Below are 21,548 nucleotides of genomic sequence, written 5' to 3' on the forward strand. Positions count from 1 at the left end.
CCCCGACAATGCACTTGCACAGTGGTGGAATCATGTAACTCGTGAGCACACCAGAACCCGTCCGCCACCGTCAGCCGCAGCGCGAGCTGGAGCAGTCGTCGAAGCTCCAGAACGTCCTGTACGAAATCCGTGGACCGGTACACGCGCATGCCGCCCGGTTGGAGGCGGAAGGACACCGGATCCTCAAGCTCAACATCGGCAACCCGGCACCGTTCGGATTCGACGCCCCCGATGTGATCATGCGGGACATGATCGCCGCCCTGCCCTATGCACAGGGCTATTCGGAGTCGAAGGGCATTCTGTCGGCGCGGCGCGCAATCGTGACGCGTTACGAGCTGGTTCCCGGCTTCCCCGAGCTCGACGTCGACGACATCTACCTCGGCAACGGTGTTTCCGAACTGATCACGATGACCATGCAGGCCCTCCTCAACAACGGCGACGAGGTTCTGATCCCAGCACCGGACTACCCCCTGTGGACTGCGATGACGAGCTTGTCCGGAGGCACGCCCGTCCACTATCTCTGCGACGAGGCCAACGACTGGAATCCCGATATCGCCGATATCGAATCCAAGATCACCGACAAGACCAAGGCTCTCCTCGTCATCAACCCGAACAACCCCACGGGTGCGGTGTACTCGATGGAGGTTCTGCAGCAGTTGGTCGATCTGGCACGCAAGCATCAGCTTCTGCTGCTCGCCGACGAGATCTACGACAAGATCCTCTACGACGACGCCAAGCACATCTCGCTGGCAACACTTGCCCCTGATCTGCTGTGCCTGACGTTCAACGGCCTCTCGAAGGCCTACCGCGTCGCCGGCTACCGCTCCGGCTGGGTGGCGATCACGGGCCCGAAGGATCACGCGGCCGGCTTCCTCGAGGGACTCGATCTCTTGGCGTCGACCCGTCTGTGCCCCAACGTCCCCGGACAGCACGCCATTCAGGTCGCCCTCGGCGGTCACCAGAGCATCGAAGACCTGATCCTGCCCGGCGGCCGCCTGCTCGAGCAGCGCGACGTCGCTTGGGAGCGATTGAACATGATTCCGGGCGTTTCGTGTGTGAAGCCTCGCGGCGCGCTCTACGCGTTCCCTCGTCTGGATCCGAACGTCTACGAGATCCACGACGACGAGAAATTGGTTCAGGACCTGCTTCTCCAGGAGAAGATCCTGATGGTTCAAGGCACCGGGTTCAATTGGCCGAATCACGATCACCTTCGGATCGTCACCCTTCCGTGGGCCCGAGATCTCGCCGTGGCCATCGAGCGATTCGGCAACTTCCTCACCAGTTACAAACAGTAGATTCTCACGCTGAATCCGGCTGAAATCGAGTAAACAATTCGTTGTACAAATGCCCCGTAAACGTAAAACTGCGGGGCATTTGTGCGACCTTGGTCACATTTTTCGCAAACCATGCGGTTTGATTGACTCTTTAACTATTTAGTGACCTGCCCCGATGTGAAAACGGTCCAACCGGTACGTGATTCGTTGTGAAATTGGTAGTTGGACAACGCGCCAAATCGGTTTGAAATTGGGTACATTAGTTAGCAGCACTTCGGTGCCGCGAGCACCTGGTATCCCTCCCCCCCCCTGTGGATACCAGGTTGGTGGCGGGGACAACCCCCCCTGTTCCCCGCCACCCAGCTCGACCAATCCCAGTTTCACAACCCCTCATCGGTAGCACCGGTTTTCGCCGACTCTGCCTTGCAGCGACACTGCCTTTCACCGACACTGCCGTCAGAAGCTGACCATTCGCTTCGGAGCCGATAACATTGCACCGGTGCAAATCCCCAGTCCGACACTCAGTTTCCGATGAGTCACGGCCACGGCCACGGTGGCCCCATTCAGATCGGCCCCACCGCATCACGCGTCGTCATCGGGTTGCTCGTCGTCATCGGCATGGTCGTCGTCGCGGCAGCTGTCGCACTGTGGCCGGACAAGAACACCATTCCCGTCCCACTCCCCTTCCAGAATGCCGACGGCAGCTCGGTGGAAACCGAGGCGGGCACCGTCACGATGCAGGATCTCGGCGACTGCGGAAGTTCCTCCGCCGGAAGGGTATTCGTCGGTGCCCCGCAACCGCCGCCTACCTCCGCCTACCAGTGCCAGCGAAGTATCGTCGATATCGAATCCGGGCCGAATGCCGGAACGAAGACATTGCTCGAGGTCATTCCGGGGGCCGGTCAGCCGGACCTTCGCGTGGGTGACCACATTCGGCTGGTGCGTCAGACCGACCCGAACGGAAACACGCAGTACTCCTTCGAAGACTATTCGCGTGGGCTCCCGCTGGCGTTGATCGTCATCGCGTTCGCCGTCGTCATCATCGCAGTCGCACGGTGGAGAGGGCTGCGCGCACTCGTCGGCCTGGTGATCGCCTTCGGCGTAGTCGTCGGGTTTCTCCTACCCGCTCTGCTCGACGGCAAGCCTGCGATACCGGTTGCGCTGGTCGCCGGGGCGGTGATCTTGTACGCGGTTCTCTATCTGGCGCACGGGGTCTCACTCAAGACCAGTTCTGCTTTGCTCGGCACCCTTGCCGCCATGGTGCTCGCCGCGGTTCTCTCCTACCTCTGCATTGAACTGACACACCTCACCGGTTTGTCTGAAGAGCAGAACACCAATGTTCAGACCTATATCGAGCACATAGACATCACCGGCCTGCTGCTGGCGGGCTTCATCATCGGCTCGCTCGGCGTTCTCAACGACGTCACCATCACCCAGGCATCCTCGGCATTCGAGTTGGCCGAACTCGACAAGCATGCGTCCCGTCGAAAAGTCTTCGGCGGTGCGATGCGGGTCGGACGTGATCACATCGCCAGCACGGTCTACACCTTGGTTCTCGCGTACGCGGGTGGGGCGCTGCCGCTGCTACTGCTCTTCAGCGTCAGCGGGCGCCCACTTCAGGACGTCCTGGTCGGTGACGCCGTCGCAATCGAGATCGTAAGGTCCGCTGTCGGCGGAATAGCCCTGGCGCTTTCGGTTCCACTCACCACTGCCATCGCCGTGATTCTCGCCCGTCCGCCCGGTAGCGCGGTCAAGGCCGGCCCCATGTCAGGTGGCCGACACTCCAAACGCTGAAAGCGAGCCTCAGAGTCCGGGAATCGGTGGGAGGACCGGCAACAGAATCGGCGGAAGCCCCGGGATGTAGATCGCCGGCGGTGGCGGCGCGGGCGCGGGCGCGGGAGGCACGTAAGTGTCCTGCACGACTGGCGGAGCCTCGACGACCGGAGGGGCTTCCTCCGTCGTCGTCGGGGGCGGGGTCGTTGTGGTCGTAGGCGGCGGAGTAGTCGTGGTCGTCGGTGCCGTCGTGGTCACCTCGGTTGCCACGGGTCCGGCGTCCTCGGAATCGAAGACCTTTCCTCCGTAGCCCAATCCCAGCCCCACGATCACGATCGCCGCGATCACACCGGCGCCGAGGCCCGCGAACCGTAGCGGGTTTCTCGGCTCTTTGGATGTCGATTCAACGGGTTGTGTCCCGGCGAGCCAGGACGGGTGTGCGGTTCCTGCCCCGGGTCCCTCGCCTTCGTACATCGCCGAGTACGCCTGGGCGTCAACCATCACGGCCTCGGTGTCTGCGTCATGTTCTGTGCCGAATCCGTCCGTGGCCGGGTCGCTGTCGGCGACCGCGAGATCTGCGGCCGGATCGAATCGTTGCTCGTGTCGGTTCGGTCGCGGCTGAGGCAGTTCCGCCGCGTAAGGGCTCGGCACCTGTTCCTGCGGAACGGACTTCGTACCGGAAGCGGCTTCGGACAAGGCATTCGGCCGCTCCGATTCCGCGAGCGTTGCGACCCCTCCGTGGCTGAACGCCTGAACCGGAACGGGTACCTCCGCCGGGGTGTGGATCGGATACGGCGCAAAGATCGGCGCTACAGCCGGAACCTGAACCGGGGCAGATACCGCGCGCGCCGATGGCGTCATCGACGACTCCGCGATCAGCGCAGCGCCTTGCGCAGTCACGAGTTCCGGCTGCTCGGGCGCGATGAGGGGGCACTCCAGCCACGCGGCGAGGGTCGCCCGCACGATCGGAATGCGTGCACCGCCACCGATCAGGAGAATCGCGTCGGGGTTACGGCCGGACGTTGCGATGACCTCTCGTATCTCGCGTGCGAAGGCCTCCACCGACGTGATGACCAACGAATCGAAAACTTCCCGCGATAGGAGGAGAAGCCCGCCGGGGCCGGGCAGGCACACCGCACTTCGTGAGGACAGCTGTTCCTTCGCGAGTCGGCATCGCGCCTGCAGTTCGGCATCGCCGCCCGGGTCGGCCGGCGTAGCTATACGGCGACGCACGGTCTGATCCGAGTAGACGAGCTCGTCGAAGTGATCTCCACTGACCCGCGTCGACCGGGCGGTGACGACGGTAGACCGCATCTGCCTGTCCACAATGCTGATCGTCGATCCAGAACTACCGATGTCGACGACGACGAGTGTGCTCTGGTCGGTCAACGCACCGGACTCCTCGAGCATTCGAAGCGTCGCGACTACTTCGGGAACCAGCTCGAAGTTGTCGATGCCTTTCTGTTCGAACGCTGTTTGGAGTGCTCCGGCCTGCGCTTGATCCCGGTAAGCGACGACCGTATTGCTGCCGAGGTCGGCATTCTCGGTCAAGGCCACGCCGGTTGCCTCCGCTGCGACTTCCTCGGGAATCTCGCGGCCTCGATCGACCGCTCTGGATCGGAACACCGGACCACTGTGGTCGGGCGTCCCCGGGCGCGCCAAACGCACAGCGCTGGCTCCCACCGTCACACCCAAAACCAAGTTCATGATCCACCTTCGTCGACCGTCGACGGGTTCCGTCACCAGACCCCGTCATTCCCCGGCCGGAAGTCTACCCACTGGGCATGGTCTGCGAGGTTCGCGCATCTCACCTAAGGCCTTCTCGCAGCTATTTTTTCGCTACCTGGACGTTCGACCTACCGCCCCAATCCGCGATAGTTCCAACCGGCGGCGCGCCACAGGTCCGGATCGAGGCAATTTCTGGCGTCAACGATCACCCGCCGCCGAACGAGTGGTTCCAAATCGGCGGGCATCAGTGAGGCGAACTCGTCCCATTCAGTGGCGATCAAGACCACATCAGCATTCCTGCAAGCTTCTGACGTGGAGGTTGCGTAGTGAAGGGTGGGAAACAGTCGGCGAGAATTATCCATTGCCTTCGGATCGAAAACGGTGACCGCCGCCCCGTGCAACTGCATCATTCCTGCAACGTTGAGCGCAGGCGAATCGCGTACATCGTCGGATTCGGGTTTGAACGCGGCTCCCAGCACCGACACGTTAGCTCCCAGCAAACTGCCATCGCAGGCTGCCGTCACCAGTTCCACAGCTTTTGTCCGTCGTCGCATGTTGATGCTGTCGACCTCGCGGAGGAAGTACAGCGCCTGGTCGACACCCAACTCCCCGGCGCGTGCCATGAACGCCCGAATGTCCTTCGGCAGGCAACCACCGCCGAACCCCAAGCCCGCATTGAGGAATCGTCTACCGATCCGAGCGTCGTACCCGAGAGCGTCGGCCAACATCGTGACGTCGGCGCCGGTCGCCTCGCACACCTCCGCAATCGCATTGATGAAGGACACCTTGGTCGCGAGAAACGCATTCGCAGATCCTTTGACCAACTCGGACGTCGCCAGATCGGTCACGAGGAAGGGCACCCCTGCGTCCAGTATCTCGGCATACACCTCGCGAAGAACGCCTTCGGCGTTTCCCGGCCGGTCACGATCGATCCCCAGAACCAACCGGTCAGGGCTCAAGGTGTCCGCGATGGCGTGTCCTTCACGCAGGAACTCCGGATTCCAGGCCACTTCTACCGAGCCACCCGCCGGCGCAGTCGCTCGGAGCCGCTCGCCGAGAGCCGCTGCCGTGCCTACCGGCACCGTCGACTTCCCGACTATCAGCGAAGGCTTTCGCAACAACGGTGCCAACATGTCGATCACCGAATGAACATGACTCAGATCTGCGGCGTACTCCCCCTTCTTCTGGGGCGTCCCCACACCGACGAAATGGATGTCCGCAAAATCCGCGGCATCGGAGTAGGAAGTCGTGAACTGCAGCCGACCCGACGCCAGATTCTTCTCCAGCATGTCGGTCAGACCCGGCTCGAAGAACGGGACCTCCCCACGAGACAACTTGTCGACCTTGGACTGGTCGATGTCGACTCCCAGCACGTCGTGGCCAAGTTCGGCCATACACACTGCGTGGGTCGCCCCCAGGTATCCCGTTCCGAACACGGTCATCTTCATGTGTTGTTGGTATGCGTCCGAACTTTCCGAAACGCGTACGCCAGGTGGGCGCGAAACCAACATCGGGCGTACGACGAGTGCGTCGCGTGTGCAACCTATGCTTCTGCCATGCACGTTCTCTTCGTTTGTACGGGAAACATCTGCCGATCACCCACTGGCGAACGCCTTGCACGTGCTTATGCCGCCGAAGCCGGGGTCACCGGATTCACCGCGTCGAGTGCCGGAACCCGGGCGATGGTCGGGCACCCGATCGAGCCAACTGCTGCGAGGGTTCTCGCGGGGCTCGGCGGCGACCCCAGGGAGTTTCAAGCCCGACGCATGACAACAGCGCTGGCCTCGGACGCCGACCTCATTCTCACGATGACCGAAAGTCAGCGAGACAAGGTCCTGGCGATGGCTCCGGCGCGGCTCAAGCGCACGTTCACACTTCGAGAAGCCGCACGGTTGGGCTCGCTCGCAGATGCAGGAACTGTCGAGGACCTCGCCGCCGCCAGACCCCGATTTCGTGCCACCGAACCCGAGGACGTCATGGATCCGATGGGTAAGGAAGAGAACGTGTTTCACGAGATCGGACTCGAGATCGCCGATCTCCTCGGCCCGCTGCTCAGCCGACTTCGCTTCGGTGAGCGTTGAGCGCGGGCACCGCGGTCAACTGCGGTAGCGACTTGTCCGACTCGTAGTAGTAGCTGTACTCGTACGCATTGCGTCCGCGAGACGGCGTCATCGTGATGACAGTGCCCAGGACGTGCGCACCCACACTCTGTAGGTTTCCGACCGCGCGCGCCAGTTGATCGCACTTCGTGGAGCCGTGTCGGGCGATCACCAGGGCACCGTCCGACATCGCGGCCAGGACCGCGGCATCCGTGACGGGTAGCAACGGCGAGGCGTCGATGATGACGTAGTCGTATCGCGCCCGCAGTTCCTCGAGAACATGTTTGGCCGTGTCCGTGCCGAGTAGTTCGCTCGGGTTCGGCGGGATTGGTCCGGAGGCGAGCACTGTCAGCCCGTCGAACTCGGTCGGCTGAAGCACATCGTCCAGCGTCGCTTGACCGGAGAGCACCGAACTGACGCCGACACTTCCGAGCAATCCCAAATACTTCGATACTCGCGGCTTCCGGAGGTCGCCTTCCATCAGGCACACTGATTTGCCGGCCTCCGCCAAGACGAGAGCGATGTTCACGGCCGTGGTCGTCTTACCTTCGGAGGGAAGCGAACTCGTGACGACGATGACACGCGGTGGATGGTCCACCTCGAGGAACTGAAGGTTGGTGCGCAACTCACGGAAGGCTTCGGCACTCACGGAACTTCCGTCACTGAAAGCGATCGCGTGATTGACTTCGACGTCCTTGTCGAACGGGATCGTGCCCACCATCGCCGAACCCGCGATCTCTTCTACAGTTCGACGATCTTTCACCGTGTTGTCGAGTCGATCACGAATCAACGCAAGCGCGATCCCCACAACCAGTCCCGCCACTGCGCCGAGCGCGAGGTTGCGCGAAGTCTTGGGTGACACCGGAACAGTCGGCTGTTGAGCCTGCTGTTCGACGACCACACGTGCAGGCGGTGTTCCGCCGTTCTCGGGTGTCTCCAGTTCCTTTGCCAATGCCACGAATTCGGATGAGAGAGTGTTCGCGATCTCGCGTGCGAGTTCCGGTGACGCGTCCTTGACTGCGAGGTCGATCAACACAGTGTCGGGCGCCGACGTCGCAGTGACCTTGGAGGCCAACCCGTCAGCCGACATCCCGCCGACCACCCTCGGTCCCAGTTCGTCGATCGTCCGCTGTGCGAGTGTTCGGCCGGTCAGGAGTTTTGTGTAGGACAGAACTCGCTGCTGTGAAAGTTGACTGCCCTGCAGTGCCTCGTTGACCGAGGTACCCGCCGACGTCGAAACGAACAGCCTCGTCGAGGCCTGGTAAACGGGCGTCGAAAGAAGAGAAGCGCCAAGGGCTCCGAGGATTCCGAGCACGGTTACAGCAGCGACGATTCGCCATCTGGCTTGCAATATCTTCAGGTAGTCGACAATTTCCATCTTGATGTCTCCTTCGGCTCACGCATGTCCACTGCGGGTCTGAGCGGTCTTTGCCGGTCGGACCGCGAGGGCGAACCGGGCTTTATCAATTTCGATATAGATCAGCTGCGACGGACGAGACGTCCTGTGCTCACGGGCGTCCCAGTCCGCGGTAGTTCCAACCTGCGCCTCGCCACTCGTCGGGGGAAAGGCAATTGCGCCCGTCGACGATCACTTTCTTGCGAACCACCGAATCGAGATCGGACGGCTGCAACTTCAAGAATTCGGGCCACTCGGTCAATACCAGGACGACATCGGCACCTTCGCAGGCCTCCAATGCATTTGCCGAGTAGGTCAGCGTCGGGAACAGCGCGCGCGAATTGTCCATGGCCTTTGGGTCGTACACGTTCACTGCAGCACCTTGGAGCTGAATCTGACCCGCGACGTTGAGCGCCGGCGAATCACGAACGTCGTCCGAGTCCGGTTTGAACGCGGCACCCAGAACTGCGACTCTCGCACCGAGAAGCGATCCGCATGCCTCCCGCGCCAGTTCGACCATGCGTGTACGTCGGCGCATATTGATGTTGTCGACTTCGCGCAGGAACGTCAGTGCTTGGTCGGCACCGAGTTCACCGGCGCGAGCCATGAAGGCGCGGATGTCCTTCGGCAAACACCCTCCGCCGAAACCAATTCCCGCGTTGAGGAATCGACGTCCGATCCGAACGTCGTGCCCGATCGCGTCGGCGAGCACTGTGACGTCGGCGCCAGCGGCCTCGCACACTTCGGAGATGGCGTTGATGAACGAGATCTTGGTGGCCAAGAAAGCGTTCGCTGACGCTTTCACCAACTCCGCCGTCGCAAGGTCCGTGACGAGAAACGGAATCTCCTCATCGAGGAGCTCTGCATAAACTTCGCGCGCAACAGATTCCGCTCGACCGCGGACATTTCGATCGACTCCGAGCACAAGTCGGTCCGGGTGCAACGTGTCCTGGACGGCAAATCCTTCACGCAGAAACTCGGGATTCCACGCGACTTCGACGCTGTCACCGATCGGTGCCAGTTCCCGCGCGCGCTTACCGAGCCGTTCCGCGGTTCCCACCGGTACCGTGGACTTGCCGAAGATGACCGCGGGCTTGGTGAGCAGCGGCGCCAAAGTCTCGATCACGGCATCCACGTAGACCATGTCCGCGGCGAACTCACCCTTCTTCTGCGGCGTCCCGACCCCGAGGAAGAACACGTCCGCAAATTCTGCAGCTTCCTCGTACGACGACGTGAACTTCAGTCTCCCTCGATCGATGTTTCGTCGTAGGACCTCGCCCAACCCTGGCTCGTAGAAAGGAACTTCACCTGCTGCCAGTTTCTCCAGCTTTGCCGCGTCGACATCCACTCCGAGGACCTCGTGACCGAGTTCGGCCATACACGCCGCGTGTGTCGCGCCCAGGTATCCCGTGCCGAATACTGCTATGCGAGTGCTCATGTTGCTCGATCTGCTTTCTCGAGAGTGTGCGAAGTGTGTTGATGGGAAAAGCGATTCAGGTACGTACGGCACCGATGTTGTCGCGGTACCACGAGATCGTCGACGCGATTCCTTCGCGCAATCCGATTGTCGGCCGCCATCCGAGTTTCCGAATCATGCTCACGTCCAGCAGTTTCTGCATCGTTCCGTCCGGCTTCGAGGTGTCCCACCGCGTCTCTCCGGTGTATCCGACCTCCGTGGCGACTATCGAAGCGATCTCACGAATTGTGTGGTCCTCGCCGGTTCCGACGTTGACATGCGATGCACCGTCGTAGTTGTCGAGCAGATGCAGACACGCCGACGCCAAGTCGTCGACATGCAGGAATTCACGTCGCGGATTGCCACTCCCCCAGTTGACAACCGACTGGACTGCCGACGACTGCGCCTCGTCGTAACGCCGAACGAGGGCGGGAAGTACGTGCGATCCGTGCGGCGAAAAATTGTCTCCCGGGCCGTACAGGTTGGTGGGCATAGCTGAGATCCAGGGGCGACCATGCTGCCGCCTGGCAGCTTGAACGTGGAGTATTCCCGCGATCTTTGCTATTGCATAGGCGTCGTTGGTCGGCTCGAGATGCCCGGTGAGCAGGTATTCCTCCTTGATCGGTTGCGGTGCCAATTTCGGGTAGATGCACGATGATCCGAGGAACAGGAGACGCTCGACGCCGTGTGCGAGGGCAGCGTCGAGCACGTTCACCTGGATGCGCAGATTCTCCGACAGGAAGTCGACGAGGAAAGTGCTATTCGCCGCAATCCCCCCAACTTTTGCTGCTGCGAGGATCACGTTGGTCGGCTTTTCGCGGGCGAAGAAATCGAAAGCAGCTTCCCGGTCACGTAGATCGAGTTCGGCCGACGTCTTTCCGAGCAACCTGGTGAAGCCCGCAGATTCCAGGTGTCGCCACACCGAAGAGCCGACCAGACCTCGGTGGCCGGCCACGTAGAACGGTGCGCCTCGATCGAGTGGTCGTGCTGCGAATGAATCACTCATCGCGTCGCCGACCAGTCGGGAAGTGCCGGAGTGTCGATCCACGGTCGCCCTTCGTGTTCGAGCGCTTCGATGTCTGCCTCGACCATGATCCGGGCCAGTTCGGGTGTGTGCACGCCGGCCTTCCAACCGAGTTTGCGCTCGGCATGACTCGGATCCCCGATCAGTGCGTCCACCTCGGTCGGCCGAAGATAACGTTCGTCGAATCGAACGTGGTTTTCCCAGTTCAGACCTGCATGTTCGAACGCGACGGTCAGGAAGTCGCGCACCGAGTAGTTGCCACCGGTGGCGAGCACAAAATCCTCAGGCTCGTCGACCTGCAGCATGCGCCACATTCCCTCCACGTACTCCGGCGCATATCCCCAGTCGCGAATCGCATCGAGATTGCCCATGTACAGATGATCCTCGATACCTGCCTGGATGCGTGCGACCGCGCGCGTGATCTTCCGCGTCACGAATGTCTCACCACGCCTAGGGGATTCGTGATTGAACAGAATTCCGTTCACAGCGAAGATCCCGTATGCCTCACGATAGTTCTTGGTGATCCAGTACGAGTACACCTTCGCCGCACCGTAGGGCGAGCGTGGATAGAACGGTGTCTCCTCGTTCTGCGGCGGTGGTGTGGCACCGAACATCTCAGAGCTCGACGCCTGGTAGAACCGGCAGTCGAGTCCGGCCATCCGAACCGCCTCCAGTAGTCGGATCGACCCGACACCTGTCGTGTTCCCCGTGTGTTCCGGTTCGTCGAAGCTGACTCTGACGTGAGACTGCGCAGCGAGGTTGTACACCTCGTCCGGATTGATCTGCGCGAGTAGTGTCACCAGGCGCGCTCCGTCACTGAGGTCACCGTAGTGAAGAAAAAGTCGAGCATCCGCATCGTGCGGGTCAACGTAGATGTGGTTGATCCTCGAAGTGTTGAACGTCGAGGATCGACGGATCAGTCCGTGAACCTCGTAGCCTTTGGAGAGCAGCAACTCGGCAAGGTAAGAGCCGTCCTGCCCCGTGATTCCGGTAATCAGTGCGCGTTTCATCCTGCGTTCCTTCCGTTGCGGGACAGCCCGCCTGATAGTTGCGAAACCACGGTTGTGGTCCGTAGTCCTCCGAATCGCTCGGCAGTCTTGATCTCGCTCATGCGCGTCCCCCCAAACGGCCGAAGACTTTTCGTATGTCACGTGATGCCAGCCGTATGAATGTCGAGTTACCGAACAGGTAGCGCCGCCACAGACGTTTGGGTTCGGATACAAGTCGATACAACCACTCGAAACCCGAGTTCTGGACGAAAGATGGTGCCTCCGAAACAGTTCCGGCCAAGAAGTCGAAGGCCGCGCCGACACCGACGGCCACGTAGTCGGTTCGATCCGCTATCGCCTTCGTGACAAAGTCCTGCTTCGGCGCACCCAGACCGACCCACACGATGTCCGGTGACGTCGGATCGACCTTCGTGATGATGTCGTCGACGAACTCCTTGCTGAACGCGGCAAACGGCGGGGCATATGTGCCGGCCACCTTGATTCCCGGGTATAACTCCTCGACTCGATCCGTCAAGAGACTCAACGTCTCTTCTGTCGTGCCGACAAAATGGTGACGAAGGCTGTCGCGGCGTCCCTTGTCCAGGGTGGCCTCGAAGAACGACGGACCCCGGACTGGTCGAACACCGACGTGATCGGCGGTGCCGCCGATCAGGCGCATCACCCAGCTGACCGGGGTTCCGTCTGCGAAGTTCACACCGGGACCCTTCAAAACCGCGGAGTAGTCGCGATCACTGTGCGCCGCCGACACGCAGTAGGAATTCGACAACCTCACGGAGACTCCGGTTCCGGCTCCCTCTCGTCTGTCGTTGACCACCCAATCGGTAGCTCTCTCGAGATTGGTCGCGGCAAACGGAATGCCACCCACCTCGATGACCTCGAACGGACTGCTCATCTGTCTCACCACTTTTCCGAGTTCGTTTGTCGACGTTCATTGCACTGGCCGTAGCTGCGCGACAAGACCGATGTCAACCGGGACCGAGTCCAATCACGTTGCGGTTCAAAGAGAGAAAGCTCGGTCTCGACAATCGATCGAGCGATACGAGAGGCGAGAGTCGACGCCGGAGCAACCGGGATCGTCACGGCGTTCCTACCTGCCAGTGTCGGCACACCGCCGAGATCCAAACAGACCACCGGCAGGCCCACCGCAGCCGCTTCGGCCGCCACCCAGCCGCCCGAATCGTGCATGCTCGGGAAGAGCAGAGCGGAGGAGGCCCCCATCTCGCCCACCACTTCCGATCTGTCGCGCCATCCGCGAAGCGTGATCTGACCGCGCCGATACGGAAGCGACTTCTCGATCCGCCCGCGGGCGGGTCCCTCCCCGACAAAGGTCATGGACCACTCGGTACCCAGCTGCTCGAGCGCATCCAGAATCAGGTCGATTCCTTTGTATTGCAACAGTCTTCCTACGAACAAGAGTCTTCGTTTCGGTCTGGGTACCGCTTGCTTCTCGATTCCGTCGTAGCCCAGAACACAATTGGGTTGGACGACGACGTTGCGTGCCCGCGGTGCGCCACGTCCGCTGTCGGAGTTCATCGCGATGAAAGTGTCAACTCGTCCGGACATGAAGATGTGTGTCAGTGACCGAACGGCTTTCGTCGAGCAGGTTCGAACTACCGTGGATGCCAGATACCGCATACCGATGCGCTTGGCGAGCCGCATCGGCGGGTAGGTGTTGCCCCCAGCAGGCCCCCATACCAGTCGTACTCCGCCGGCTCCACCGAACAGCACCGGTGGGGGCAGCCAGTCGGAGGCGAAAGTTGCATGGTGCAGGACGTCGAAGTTTGCCGCTTCACGCCGAACGAACAGTGAAGTGTGCCAGAGCCATCGGAGGTATCGACCGTACGATCCGGCTTCTTCCGCGGGCAAAGTCGCTATTCGCACGACACGAACTTCGCAACCGAGCTGTTCACACTCTGATTCCAATGCGGGAGCCTCACCGGAGCGAGTCACCACCGTGATCGACTCACACAGTTCGGAAGCTGCCGAGAGAAGCGCCCAACCCGCACCGGACTCACTCCCCTGATTCGGATCGCAGGCGTATGCCGTCATCAACAACCGTGTCATCGCGCTACCACCAGCCTCTGTGCGCGCGGCGTCCGAGAATCGCTGCGGCTGAATCGCTCTGAGAACCAACCGATGTTGCGTGCACCGTTGTCGAGAACCACGCGCTTGATCCGTGGACTGATCAAGGCAACGGGGATCAACGTCGCCGACGCGAGGACGAGCAGAGCGCGTTTGGCACTCTGAGCCGCCAACAGTGGCAGCTCGAGCTGTCCCTGACAGACCGCGAGGATTCGTCCGTTGTTGACATACCGGGCGAAGAGCCAGGAATCCCGACGCCGATCCTCGCCTACGGGTTCGTACGCAAGCGCCTCGTCGCACCACACCAACCGGACACCGCCGACGCTCATCCTGAGCGTGAACTCGGTGTCCTCGCCGCCAGGTAGATCCCAGTCGTCACTGAAGTTCAAGCCGTTCAAAGCCTTCAGGTCCAACAACAGATTTCCAGCGCCTGCAGACGCAACCGGGGTGCCGGTCGAATGGCGAACGCGAGTGTGCAATGGAAGTTCCGAGGCAGGCAGACCCACCGGAATCACAGGACCGGCCACAGCACCTGCGTCGAAATCTGCTGCGCAGGTGAGGAGATTCGACAGCCAGTCGACATCGACGTACTCGTCGTCGTCGACGAAGACGATGTAACGACGATCTCGTGCACGGGCGAGATCGACGAGCGCACGTCGCGCCGGAGATACCCCGCCGAATCCGAGATGCAGTCGTTCGATCCCGTCGGCAACATACGTCGGCGTGGTGGATTCCGGATCGTTGTCGCCTACTACGACCTGGGCGGAGGCACCGGAAGCCTGGATCGATGCCCGGACGCTGTCGATGCAGACAGCCAGTTCCGATTCACGACGGAAGGTCAGAATCGCCACTACGACGCCGTTGGGATTCTTCATGAGAGGTCAACTTTCGGTCGGGCGTCACGGTTCATCGAAACCAGAAGTGCGACGCTCGCGCTGACGCACGCCGACGCGGCCAATGCTCCTGCGACGGGTACGGCGCTGTCGGTCAGTCCCGCCCCGAGAACGATCAGAAACTGTAGAGGCAACAGCATGGCGCGAAATGTGTTGAGGTTTGCGGTCTTGTCCACGACGCGGATCGAGGTACCGACGCCCAGAAGAATCCCGTTGAACGCCACCGCCAACCCGCACAGCAGAATGACCGGTATCAAGTTCGGAAAGTGCGGCCCGACCAGATGATCCATCAATCGCACTCCCGAGAGTCGAATCTCGAGCGTGAGACAGATCAGCGAAACGCAGATGATCGAAACCCAGAAGATCTGCAAGCCCACTCGGCGGCCGAGTGCCATGCACTCGCTCGGGCTCATCGCTTCGACACCACTGCCGAACTTACGCATCAGAATTGGCGAGATGCCCGCGAACATCAAGGACAGCGGACCGAGCAGTGTCTGGACAGTTCTGATCTCACCGATCATCGAGATCGACGCCACCACAGTGAGTATCAAGAACATCGCCTGCTGAGCAGCTGATCCCATCAATATCTCGATCGCAAACGGCACTGATCTATATCGGTGAGTGCGCGAGTACCTGATCGACGGTACCGGCGGTACCAGACGCATGGATGCGTGACCGAGAGCGAGCGCGACGAAGACACCGACCGTATAGGTCACGAGTGCAAGTGTCAGATTCTCGACCAGGAAAGCTGCAACAAGGACGAACGAGAGTGTCACGATCTGTATCGACACAGAGATCCAACTCGCACCGTCGTGCATCAGCATCGTGCGTATCACGTCCAACACCACGAAACCAGCTGCAGCCAAGGCGTATACCGTGAGATTCATCGAGTCCGAGCCGGCGATCACGAACAGTGCCCACACCGATGTCACCGATACCGCCGCCAGCACGATCGTGGGCGCCAACGCCGGTCCACGCTCGTCGGACCCCGCCCCTCGCGACAGCCAGACGTCGACGCCGATCGCTCTCCCCAGTGCCAGTGCCAACAGACCCGCCGATTGAATCACGGCAACCTGGCCGACTTCGATCGGACCACCGAGTCGTGCCACCGAGGTGAGAACGACAAAAGTGAGGACGCTCGAAAGCCCTTGATCGGCCATGAATGTCACATGCCGAGTACGATCTTTCACGATCTCACCTCGTCGATGAGCTCACGCATCGACGTCGCCGCTTTGCGCGATGTGAAGCGATTCGAGTAGTGACGATAAGCGGATCTGCGTATCGCCGATCGATCGTCCGCTCCGAAGATTCGATCGAGGGCCTCGCGTATCGACGACTCTTCCAAGGTATTGAGAGGCGTTCCGCCCGGTCCGACGATGTCCGCGAGTGCACCGTTGGTTGCGTAGATGACCGGGGTGCCAACCGACATCGATTCGATCGCAACGCGTCCGAACGGTTCTGCCCATTGAGACGGCACCACGGACGCCGCACTGTCGCGAAGTATCTCGATCACATCTTCGTGCGAAGTGAATCCGGCCAGCGTGACGTTGTCGAGAGCTGCGCTTATGCTGGAGATCTCGCCGTACTGCGGTCCGTCACCGAGAACTGTGAGCGAGGGACTTCCAGCGCCCTGCGGCCAGTTGCGCACCAAATCCAGGACGCCCTTCTCCGGTGTCAGTCGGCTGACGCACACAACCGAATCAGTGCTCCGAAACTCGGGTTCATTTTCTTCGAATCCGAAGTTCGGACGAACCACGACGCGGCCAGAACTGATCAGTCGTCCTTCGACCAGACGTGCTGTCATCGCGCTCGTTGCGACGAACCTGTGCTGCTTCCACCCCAAGACGCTCAGCTTGACCGCCGTAGCGCTCAGGTAGCAGACAAGGCTCTGCAGTCGGCTGTTTCCGTAGCATCCGTTGCGGACACAACTCGTGAAGTATTTGGTGGAACCGCATTCGGTGCACGTGCCATCTGCGCGCAACTTGGCTGACGGTGTGGCGAGGCGATAGTTTCGAACCGCCTGCAACGTAGGAATTGCGGCGGCTCTTGCGGCCACGAGCAACGAAGCCGAGAACGCCGGCCAGAGATTGTTCACGTAGATGACGTCGGGGCGCTCCGAACGGATGATGCGCAACGCATCGACGAGTACGCGAGGACTGAACACTGCGGTGACTGCCGCCCACGGTCCCCGGGAGATCTTGGAATTCTCGGTGGTGCACTGAACCGTCTCGTATCCGATCGATTTCAGGAGCTTGGATTCGTTGGCGAAGCTCTGCTCCTCACCACCCGGATTCCGATAGATCGCATGGAACATCAAGGCTTTCGGCGGCGTGAATCCACCGGCGGACGTCGGGTTCACTTCGGGCTTCGAACGCGCTACATCGAACGACTTGTACATCTCAGTGACCTCCTCTTCGCTCCGGAGCGAACCTGTACGCGTCGTTCTTGTCGGCACGAACCCCACGGATCGACAACTCGGCGTTGCCCGCATTGTGGGAGCGGTGGGTCGAGGGTCCGTACGGCGCCAGGAAGACCCATGCGATCAGCCACATGGCGCCGAAGAAGAGCGTCGACTCCGTCAAGTCCATCGAGAAGACGAGAGCCATGATCGCGACGACGGCGATGTACTCCGTTCTGCTGCGGGCTCGCCCGAGCGCCGTGCTCAGAAGCAGGTAATAGCCGGCCAACAGCAGCAGGAATCCGATCCAACCGATCTGCAGCCGAATGTCGAGCATTCCGTTGTGTGCGCTGGTCGCCGGAAAGGACAGCTTTGACCGAATCATCTGCCCCACTGCACTGTCCGGCGCCCACACCGAGCCGAAGCCCCATCCGAGCAGAGGCCGCTGTTCGGCGTAGTAGTCGGATACCGTCCAGAGATGTAACCGGCCGGTCAGCGTGACATCTCGCGAGAGTAGCGCCGCGACATCGGGTCCGAGCACCTTCATCGCGCCGGACACCCCGAGGTACAGGCCGATGATCACAGTCGAGGCGAGGTGAGCGTTCGGTGTCCGTCTAAAGCACCTCAGAGCAAGCATTGTCGCCAGCGCAATCCCTGCAGCGACGAGACCGGTCTGGCTCCGGGCCTCGAACAACACGATGCCGGCGACAGCAAGCGCCGCCACCCACGGAATACGCTTGATGTCGGGAAGCATGAGCATGACACCGACAAGTACAACTTCGATGGCAGCCATTCGTCCCAAAGTGTTTTTGTGCGTGAAGATTCCGCGATAAGCAACGGCGCGGGTGTCCACGTCGATGCCAGTCGAAGGATCGAGGAACACGACCATCAGCGACAGCACGAGAAGTACCAGCAAGGTGAGGGCAACAGTCCGCACTCGCACCGCGAAGGTCAACTCACGGGCGACGATGATTCCCGTGATCGCCAGGCACACGACGACGATGCCGGCGACGGCGGAGTTCCGGGGCAGTGTCGACCAGTACCAGCTGGTTGCCGGGACGCCGGCCGAGATCATAAGCGTGAAGACAGGCCACGTCGTATTGCGTGAGTATCGCCGGTCGAGGAAGTAGACCAACGCAAGTGTCGCCGAAAGAACGGCCGAACCGTGTACGAGCAACGATCCGAGCGCTGTCCTCTGCGTGTACGCCTGAAAGGCTCCGCTCGCGCCGATGACCGCGATCACCAATGCCGTTCGCAAGATCAGCGGATTGTTCGGCGCCTCATTTTCGCAAGGCGCCGGTACCGCCTTCTTGTCAGTAGGCGCCATCACTTCCCACCACCGCCTTGAGCGTCTTCGCGACGATCATGACGTCACCCATCATCGACCAGTTGTCGACGTAGGAAAGGTCCAGGCGGACAGTGTCTTCCCACGAAAGATCAGAACGTCCACTGACCTGCCACAGGCCGGTGACACCGGGCTTGACCAGTAGCCGACGACTGACCGCGTCGTCGTACATCTCGACCTCGCGCCGAAGCGGTGGCCGCGGGCCTACAACGCTCATCTCACGCCGGAGGACATTGACGAACTGGGGCAACTCGTCGATCGAGTATCGGCGCATGAATCGACCGACCGTCGTCACACGCGGATCGTCTCGCATCTTGAAAAGCACTCCGGCGCCTTCGTTCTCCTTCATCAGCGCCGTGACCTGTGAATCCGCATTCTGGACCATCGAGCGGAACTTGAGCATGGGGAACGGCTGACCGTCCAACCCCATCCGCTCGGACTTGTACAGAACCGGCCCCTTGCTCGTGAGCTTGACGGCGATCGCAGCCGCCAGTAGCACCGGACTGATCACGGCGAGTACCACGGTTGAGAAGACGATGTCGAAGGTCGTCTTCGTGAACTTCTGCGCGCCGTGATAGCGCGGACGCTCGACATGGATCAGCGGAAATCCAGCGACCGGGCGCATCGAGAGCCTCGGCCCGGACACATCCAGAATCCCTGGTGCGACAACAAGGTCCACATGATCGCGCTCGAGATCCCAGGCCAACGTGCGCAGCCTTTCCGGTCCGAACCGCTCCGACGCCGTCACTGCCACCGTGTCGGCACCGACCTGTTCGATTGCGTCGGTGACACTGTGCTCGTCTCCGAGCACCGGAATGTCCCGACCGTTCACTGTGACAACTTCGCCCACGTCTCCTCCGTAGCCGGGTACGCAGACTCCGACAACTCGGTATCCATGGGCATCGTCGCGCTCGAGGTTGCGTGCAAGATCGACAACCGCCCCTCGCACACCGACCACAAGTACGGCAGTTCGAAATTCACCTCGGGCTCGCTCACGAGCAATCACCCGTCGCCAGATCCAACGACTCGCGATCAAGGCGGTCAATCCCATCGGAAACGCCACGGCAAGGTACAGGCGCGCGATCTCCAGGTGAAGGAGAAGGCTGGCGATCGCAATCAGTCCGAACAGGCGGAGCGTTCCGACAGCGATCAATCGGTACTCTTCAGGGCCGCTTCCGATCACGCGAGGAGATCTGGTCCGAAATACCCTCAGTACGGCAAACCAGCCGATAATCAGGGCGAAAGACAGTGCGGTGTAGCTGAAATGGCCGAATGCTTCACCGTCGACGACATCCGCGTCGCTACCGAATCGCCACCATTGAGCCAGAAACACAACTGCCGCAACGATGATCGTGTCGGTGATCGCCAGACGACGAAGATACGCAGATTGCCATTTCCTGCGTGCGGAAACTCCACCGGCCCTCTCCGGCGTTACTCGTCGGTGTTGTTGTGGCCGCTCTTTCGTGGGCGCGGCCATCTCGAGAACCGTCATGTGTTCAGAAACCTTTCCCCATGCACAGAATTCGGCCTGAAGATGTTCACCGGCCGAGGTCCATCGGACCGCCTTGCCGATTCCCGAAACTTCGACAGCGAAGCAACTGCTCCGCATTGCTGCGTTCAGTGCGTATGGTCGCATTACGTGCGCCTTGCAGTTAACCCGGCGACTATTGTCAGGCCTCGGCCCAACTGTCGATTATTGCGGCATTGCCGCAGCTCACACCCCGTGATTGAAGCAGAGTCCACTAACAACCCAAACACAGGACGATCGGCGATTTCTCCTCGCCCGCTGACGTCGCCGGCCTCAATATTGCCAGGACTCACATCTTGGCAACTCTTCGGCTAGCTGGTCAGTACCAGTGAGGAGTTTGCCACATTCCGGACAGCGTGGCAATAGCGCTTTCCGAAGTTCTTCCCAATGCCAGCATTGACGTCAGTTATTCACCCTCCGACAAGACGGAGCGAACATTGCTCACCATTACCATTGCGTACCTATAGTTTTCATCGCCTAGCCCATTTGGGCTCCGCGTTTGGACGGAAACCAGCACGCGGTTGGTAAACACTCTGCAATCCATACTTTGATGCGCTCAGCATCCACTCAGCCCTGGACGATTGTTCGGCACTTCGCCTCTGGGCGTCTTACCTACTCCTGGCCGGCATTGCGCGAACCTACGATCGGGCGACACCGAGAATTCAGACATGCAAAGGAGGAGTGTGGACCGCCAGCGATCGCCGGTGATGTCCTGAAATAGTTGCAGCACAGCCCAATTAGGGACATGCGAGTTGCGCAGCCGCTCGGCTGCAAAGCGGGGCGACTGCTACCGATGGCTATGGCTATGGCCATGGCAAACGTGTGTGGCCGTGTAGGGTCAACGGACGCTCGACACGCTCGTTCGCACCCAGTAGCGGAGCGTGTCTCTCGAACAACCGACATTGCGGGACAACTGATCAGCTGGGCGCACGCTCTCGAGTAAACCCCCGCACGCTTCGATTGCCTTACGCGAAACCGGGTTCCTTTCGTCGCAGGTAACCAGGACGCGACTGAGCCCCACCGGGTCGCCGACATACGCGAGCGCCTCACCCAGAGCAGTCGACGCTATCCCTTTCCGGCCCTCCGACCGACGGACCCGTGGCCGATATGACCACCGACATCGGCCAAGAACTCGTTCATGCTGAGTCGCAGCTGGCCGACAACCCCCGCACCCGCTGTCCAAATCCATCGAGGGATGCCAGATCGACACCTAGGCGTTGCGAAACTCTCGAGGCCGAATCGGGCTGGTCCGCCTGCGGTCCGCCACACTCGCTACGCGATTCCAACCAAGACGCCCAAGGCCCCGTCGGGCGCAACCAGATCGACAGTCATAGAGGCACTGGTCAAGCAGGGACAGCTCAGACCGCAGCGTCACATCCCGCATGCCCGTGCCTACCCAATTACTGCGACGGCCGATGAACCCGTATTCCGCACTGCGCGTCGCAGACTCAGAGGAACCGACTAGAGAATTGCGTCCGATTCACCACACAGAGAAGGGCCCTCGAGCATTGCTCGAGGGCCCTGTGAGGCGTCGGGATTTAC

17 protein-coding genes are annotated in these 21,548 nt (G+C 61.0%); 3 read left to right on the forward strand and 14 right to left on the reverse strand.

Features of this window, described 5'->3' with window-relative positions:
• Positions 1–41: 41 nt before the first annotated feature.
• Together ATN37_RS07670 and ATN37_RS07675 are read left to right on the forward strand one after the other, a co-directional pair.
• Complete coding sequence (locus ATN37_RS07670; RefSeq protein ID WP_003943683.1) at positions 42–1,295, forward strand: pyridoxal phosphate-dependent aminotransferase; 1,254 nt, start codon at positions 42–44, stop codon at positions 1,293–1,295.
• Between the two features lie 510 nt (positions 1,296–1,805).
• The gene (locus ATN37_RS07675) at positions 1,806–3,068 is read left to right on the forward strand and encodes a YibE/F family protein (RefSeq protein ID WP_065456010.1); all 1,263 of its coding nucleotides are present in this window, start codon (positions 1,806–1,808) and stop codon (positions 3,066–3,068) included.
• Positions 3,069–3,077: 9 nt separating this feature from the next.
• Here ATN37_RS07675 and ATN37_RS07680 read toward each other — a convergent pair whose 3' ends face one another.
• The gene (locus ATN37_RS07680) at positions 3,078–4,754 is read right to left on the reverse strand and encodes an Hsp70 family protein (protein WP_254593768.1); all 1,677 of its coding nucleotides are present in this window, start codon (positions 4,752–4,754) and stop codon (positions 3,078–3,080) included.
• Between the two features lie 149 nt (positions 4,755–4,903).
• A complete protein-coding gene (locus ATN37_RS07685; RefSeq protein ID WP_054187546.1) occupies positions 4,904–6,223 on the reverse strand; it encodes a UDP-glucose/GDP-mannose dehydrogenase family protein in 1,320 nt (439 codons plus the stop codon).
• A 108-nt stretch (positions 6,224–6,331) separates the two neighbouring features.
• Here ATN37_RS07685 and ATN37_RS07690 point away from each other — a divergent pair, with 108 nt between their 5' ends.
• Positions 6,332–6,856 (forward strand): protein-tyrosine-phosphatase, encoded by a 525-nt coding sequence (locus ATN37_RS07690; RefSeq protein WP_007726647.1) that lies wholly within the window; start codon positions 6,332–6,334, stop codon positions 6,854–6,856.
• Here ATN37_RS07690 and ATN37_RS07695 read toward each other — a convergent pair.
• The 12 genes from ATN37_RS07695 to ATN37_RS33130 form a co-directional block, all read right to left on the reverse strand.
• Positions 6,828–8,252, reverse strand: a complete 1,425-nt coding sequence (locus tag ATN37_RS07695) for a polysaccharide biosynthesis tyrosine autokinase (RefSeq protein ID WP_218694974.1) — start codon at positions 8,250–8,252, stop codon at positions 6,828–6,830. The two genes, ATN37_RS07690 and ATN37_RS07695, sit on opposite strands and share 29 nt — an antisense overlap.
• Before the next feature lie 130 nt (positions 8,253–8,382).
• A complete protein-coding gene (locus ATN37_RS07700; RefSeq protein WP_054781077.1) occupies positions 8,383–9,708 on the reverse strand; it encodes a UDP-glucose/GDP-mannose dehydrogenase family protein in 1,326 nt (441 codons plus the stop codon).
• 55 nt (positions 9,709–9,763) lie between these two features.
• Positions 9,764–10,732, reverse strand: a complete 969-nt coding sequence (locus ATN37_RS07705; protein ID WP_054187595.1) for a GDP-L-fucose synthase — start codon at positions 10,730–10,732, stop codon at positions 9,764–9,766.
• Positions 10,729–11,760 carry a GDP-mannose 4,6-dehydratase gene (gene gmd, locus ATN37_RS07710; RefSeq protein ID WP_003943655.1) on the reverse strand — a complete coding sequence of 344 codons (1,032 nt, stop codon included), beginning with the start codon at positions 11,758–11,760 and terminating at the stop codon, positions 10,729–10,731. The genes ATN37_RS07705 and gmd overlap by 4 nt, the downstream gene beginning before the upstream one ends.
• A gap of 97 nt (positions 11,761–11,857) precedes the next feature.
• Positions 11,858–12,652, reverse strand: a complete 795-nt coding sequence (locus ATN37_RS07715; RefSeq protein WP_063314866.1) for a WecB/TagA/CpsF family glycosyltransferase — start codon at positions 12,650–12,652, stop codon at positions 11,858–11,860.
• A 5-nt stretch (positions 12,653–12,657) separates the two neighbouring features.
• Positions 12,658–13,824 (reverse strand): glycosyltransferase family 4 protein, encoded by a 1,167-nt coding sequence (locus ATN37_RS07720; protein ID WP_054187550.1) that lies wholly within the window; start codon positions 13,822–13,824, stop codon positions 12,658–12,660.
• The gene (locus ATN37_RS07725) at positions 13,821–14,717 is read right to left on the reverse strand and encodes a glycosyltransferase family 2 protein (RefSeq protein ID WP_218694976.1); all 897 of its coding nucleotides are present in this window, start codon (positions 14,715–14,717) and stop codon (positions 13,821–13,823) included. Before ATN37_RS07725 ends, ATN37_RS07720 begins: the two co-directional genes overlap by 4 nt.
• Entirely contained in the window at positions 14,714–15,925 is a 1,212-nt protein-coding gene (locus ATN37_RS07730; protein WP_218694978.1) for a hypothetical protein, read from the reverse strand. Before ATN37_RS07730 ends, ATN37_RS07725 begins: the two co-directional genes overlap by 4 nt.
• Positions 15,922–17,133, reverse strand: a complete 1,212-nt coding sequence (locus ATN37_RS07735; protein ID WP_007726630.1) for a glycosyltransferase family 4 protein — start codon at positions 17,131–17,133, stop codon at positions 15,922–15,924. The genes ATN37_RS07730 and ATN37_RS07735 overlap by 4 nt, the downstream gene beginning before the upstream one ends.
• 1 nt (position 17,134) lies before the next feature.
• A complete protein-coding gene (locus tag ATN37_RS07740; RefSeq protein ID WP_064074617.1) occupies positions 17,135–18,460 on the reverse strand; it encodes an O-antigen ligase in 1,326 nt (441 codons plus the stop codon).
• Positions 18,447–19,970, reverse strand: coding sequence for a sugar transferase (locus tag ATN37_RS07745; RefSeq protein WP_075835176.1), 1,524 nt, complete (start codon positions 19,968–19,970; stop codon positions 18,447–18,449). The genes ATN37_RS07740 and ATN37_RS07745 overlap by 14 nt, the downstream gene beginning before the upstream one ends.
• Before the next feature lie 874 nt (positions 19,971–20,844).
• Positions 20,845–21,195, reverse strand: coding sequence for a GNAT family N-acetyltransferase (locus tag ATN37_RS33130; RefSeq protein WP_075832471.1), 351 nt, complete (start codon positions 21,193–21,195; stop codon positions 20,845–20,847).
• Between the last annotated feature and the right edge of the window lie 353 nt (positions 21,196–21,548).

It is taken from the genome of Rhodococcus sp. MH15, from assembly GCF_019266045.1.
In the GTDB taxonomy this organism is placed as follows: Bacteria; Actinomycetota; Actinomycetes; order Mycobacteriales; family Mycobacteriaceae; genus Rhodococcus_F; species Rhodococcus_F qingshengii.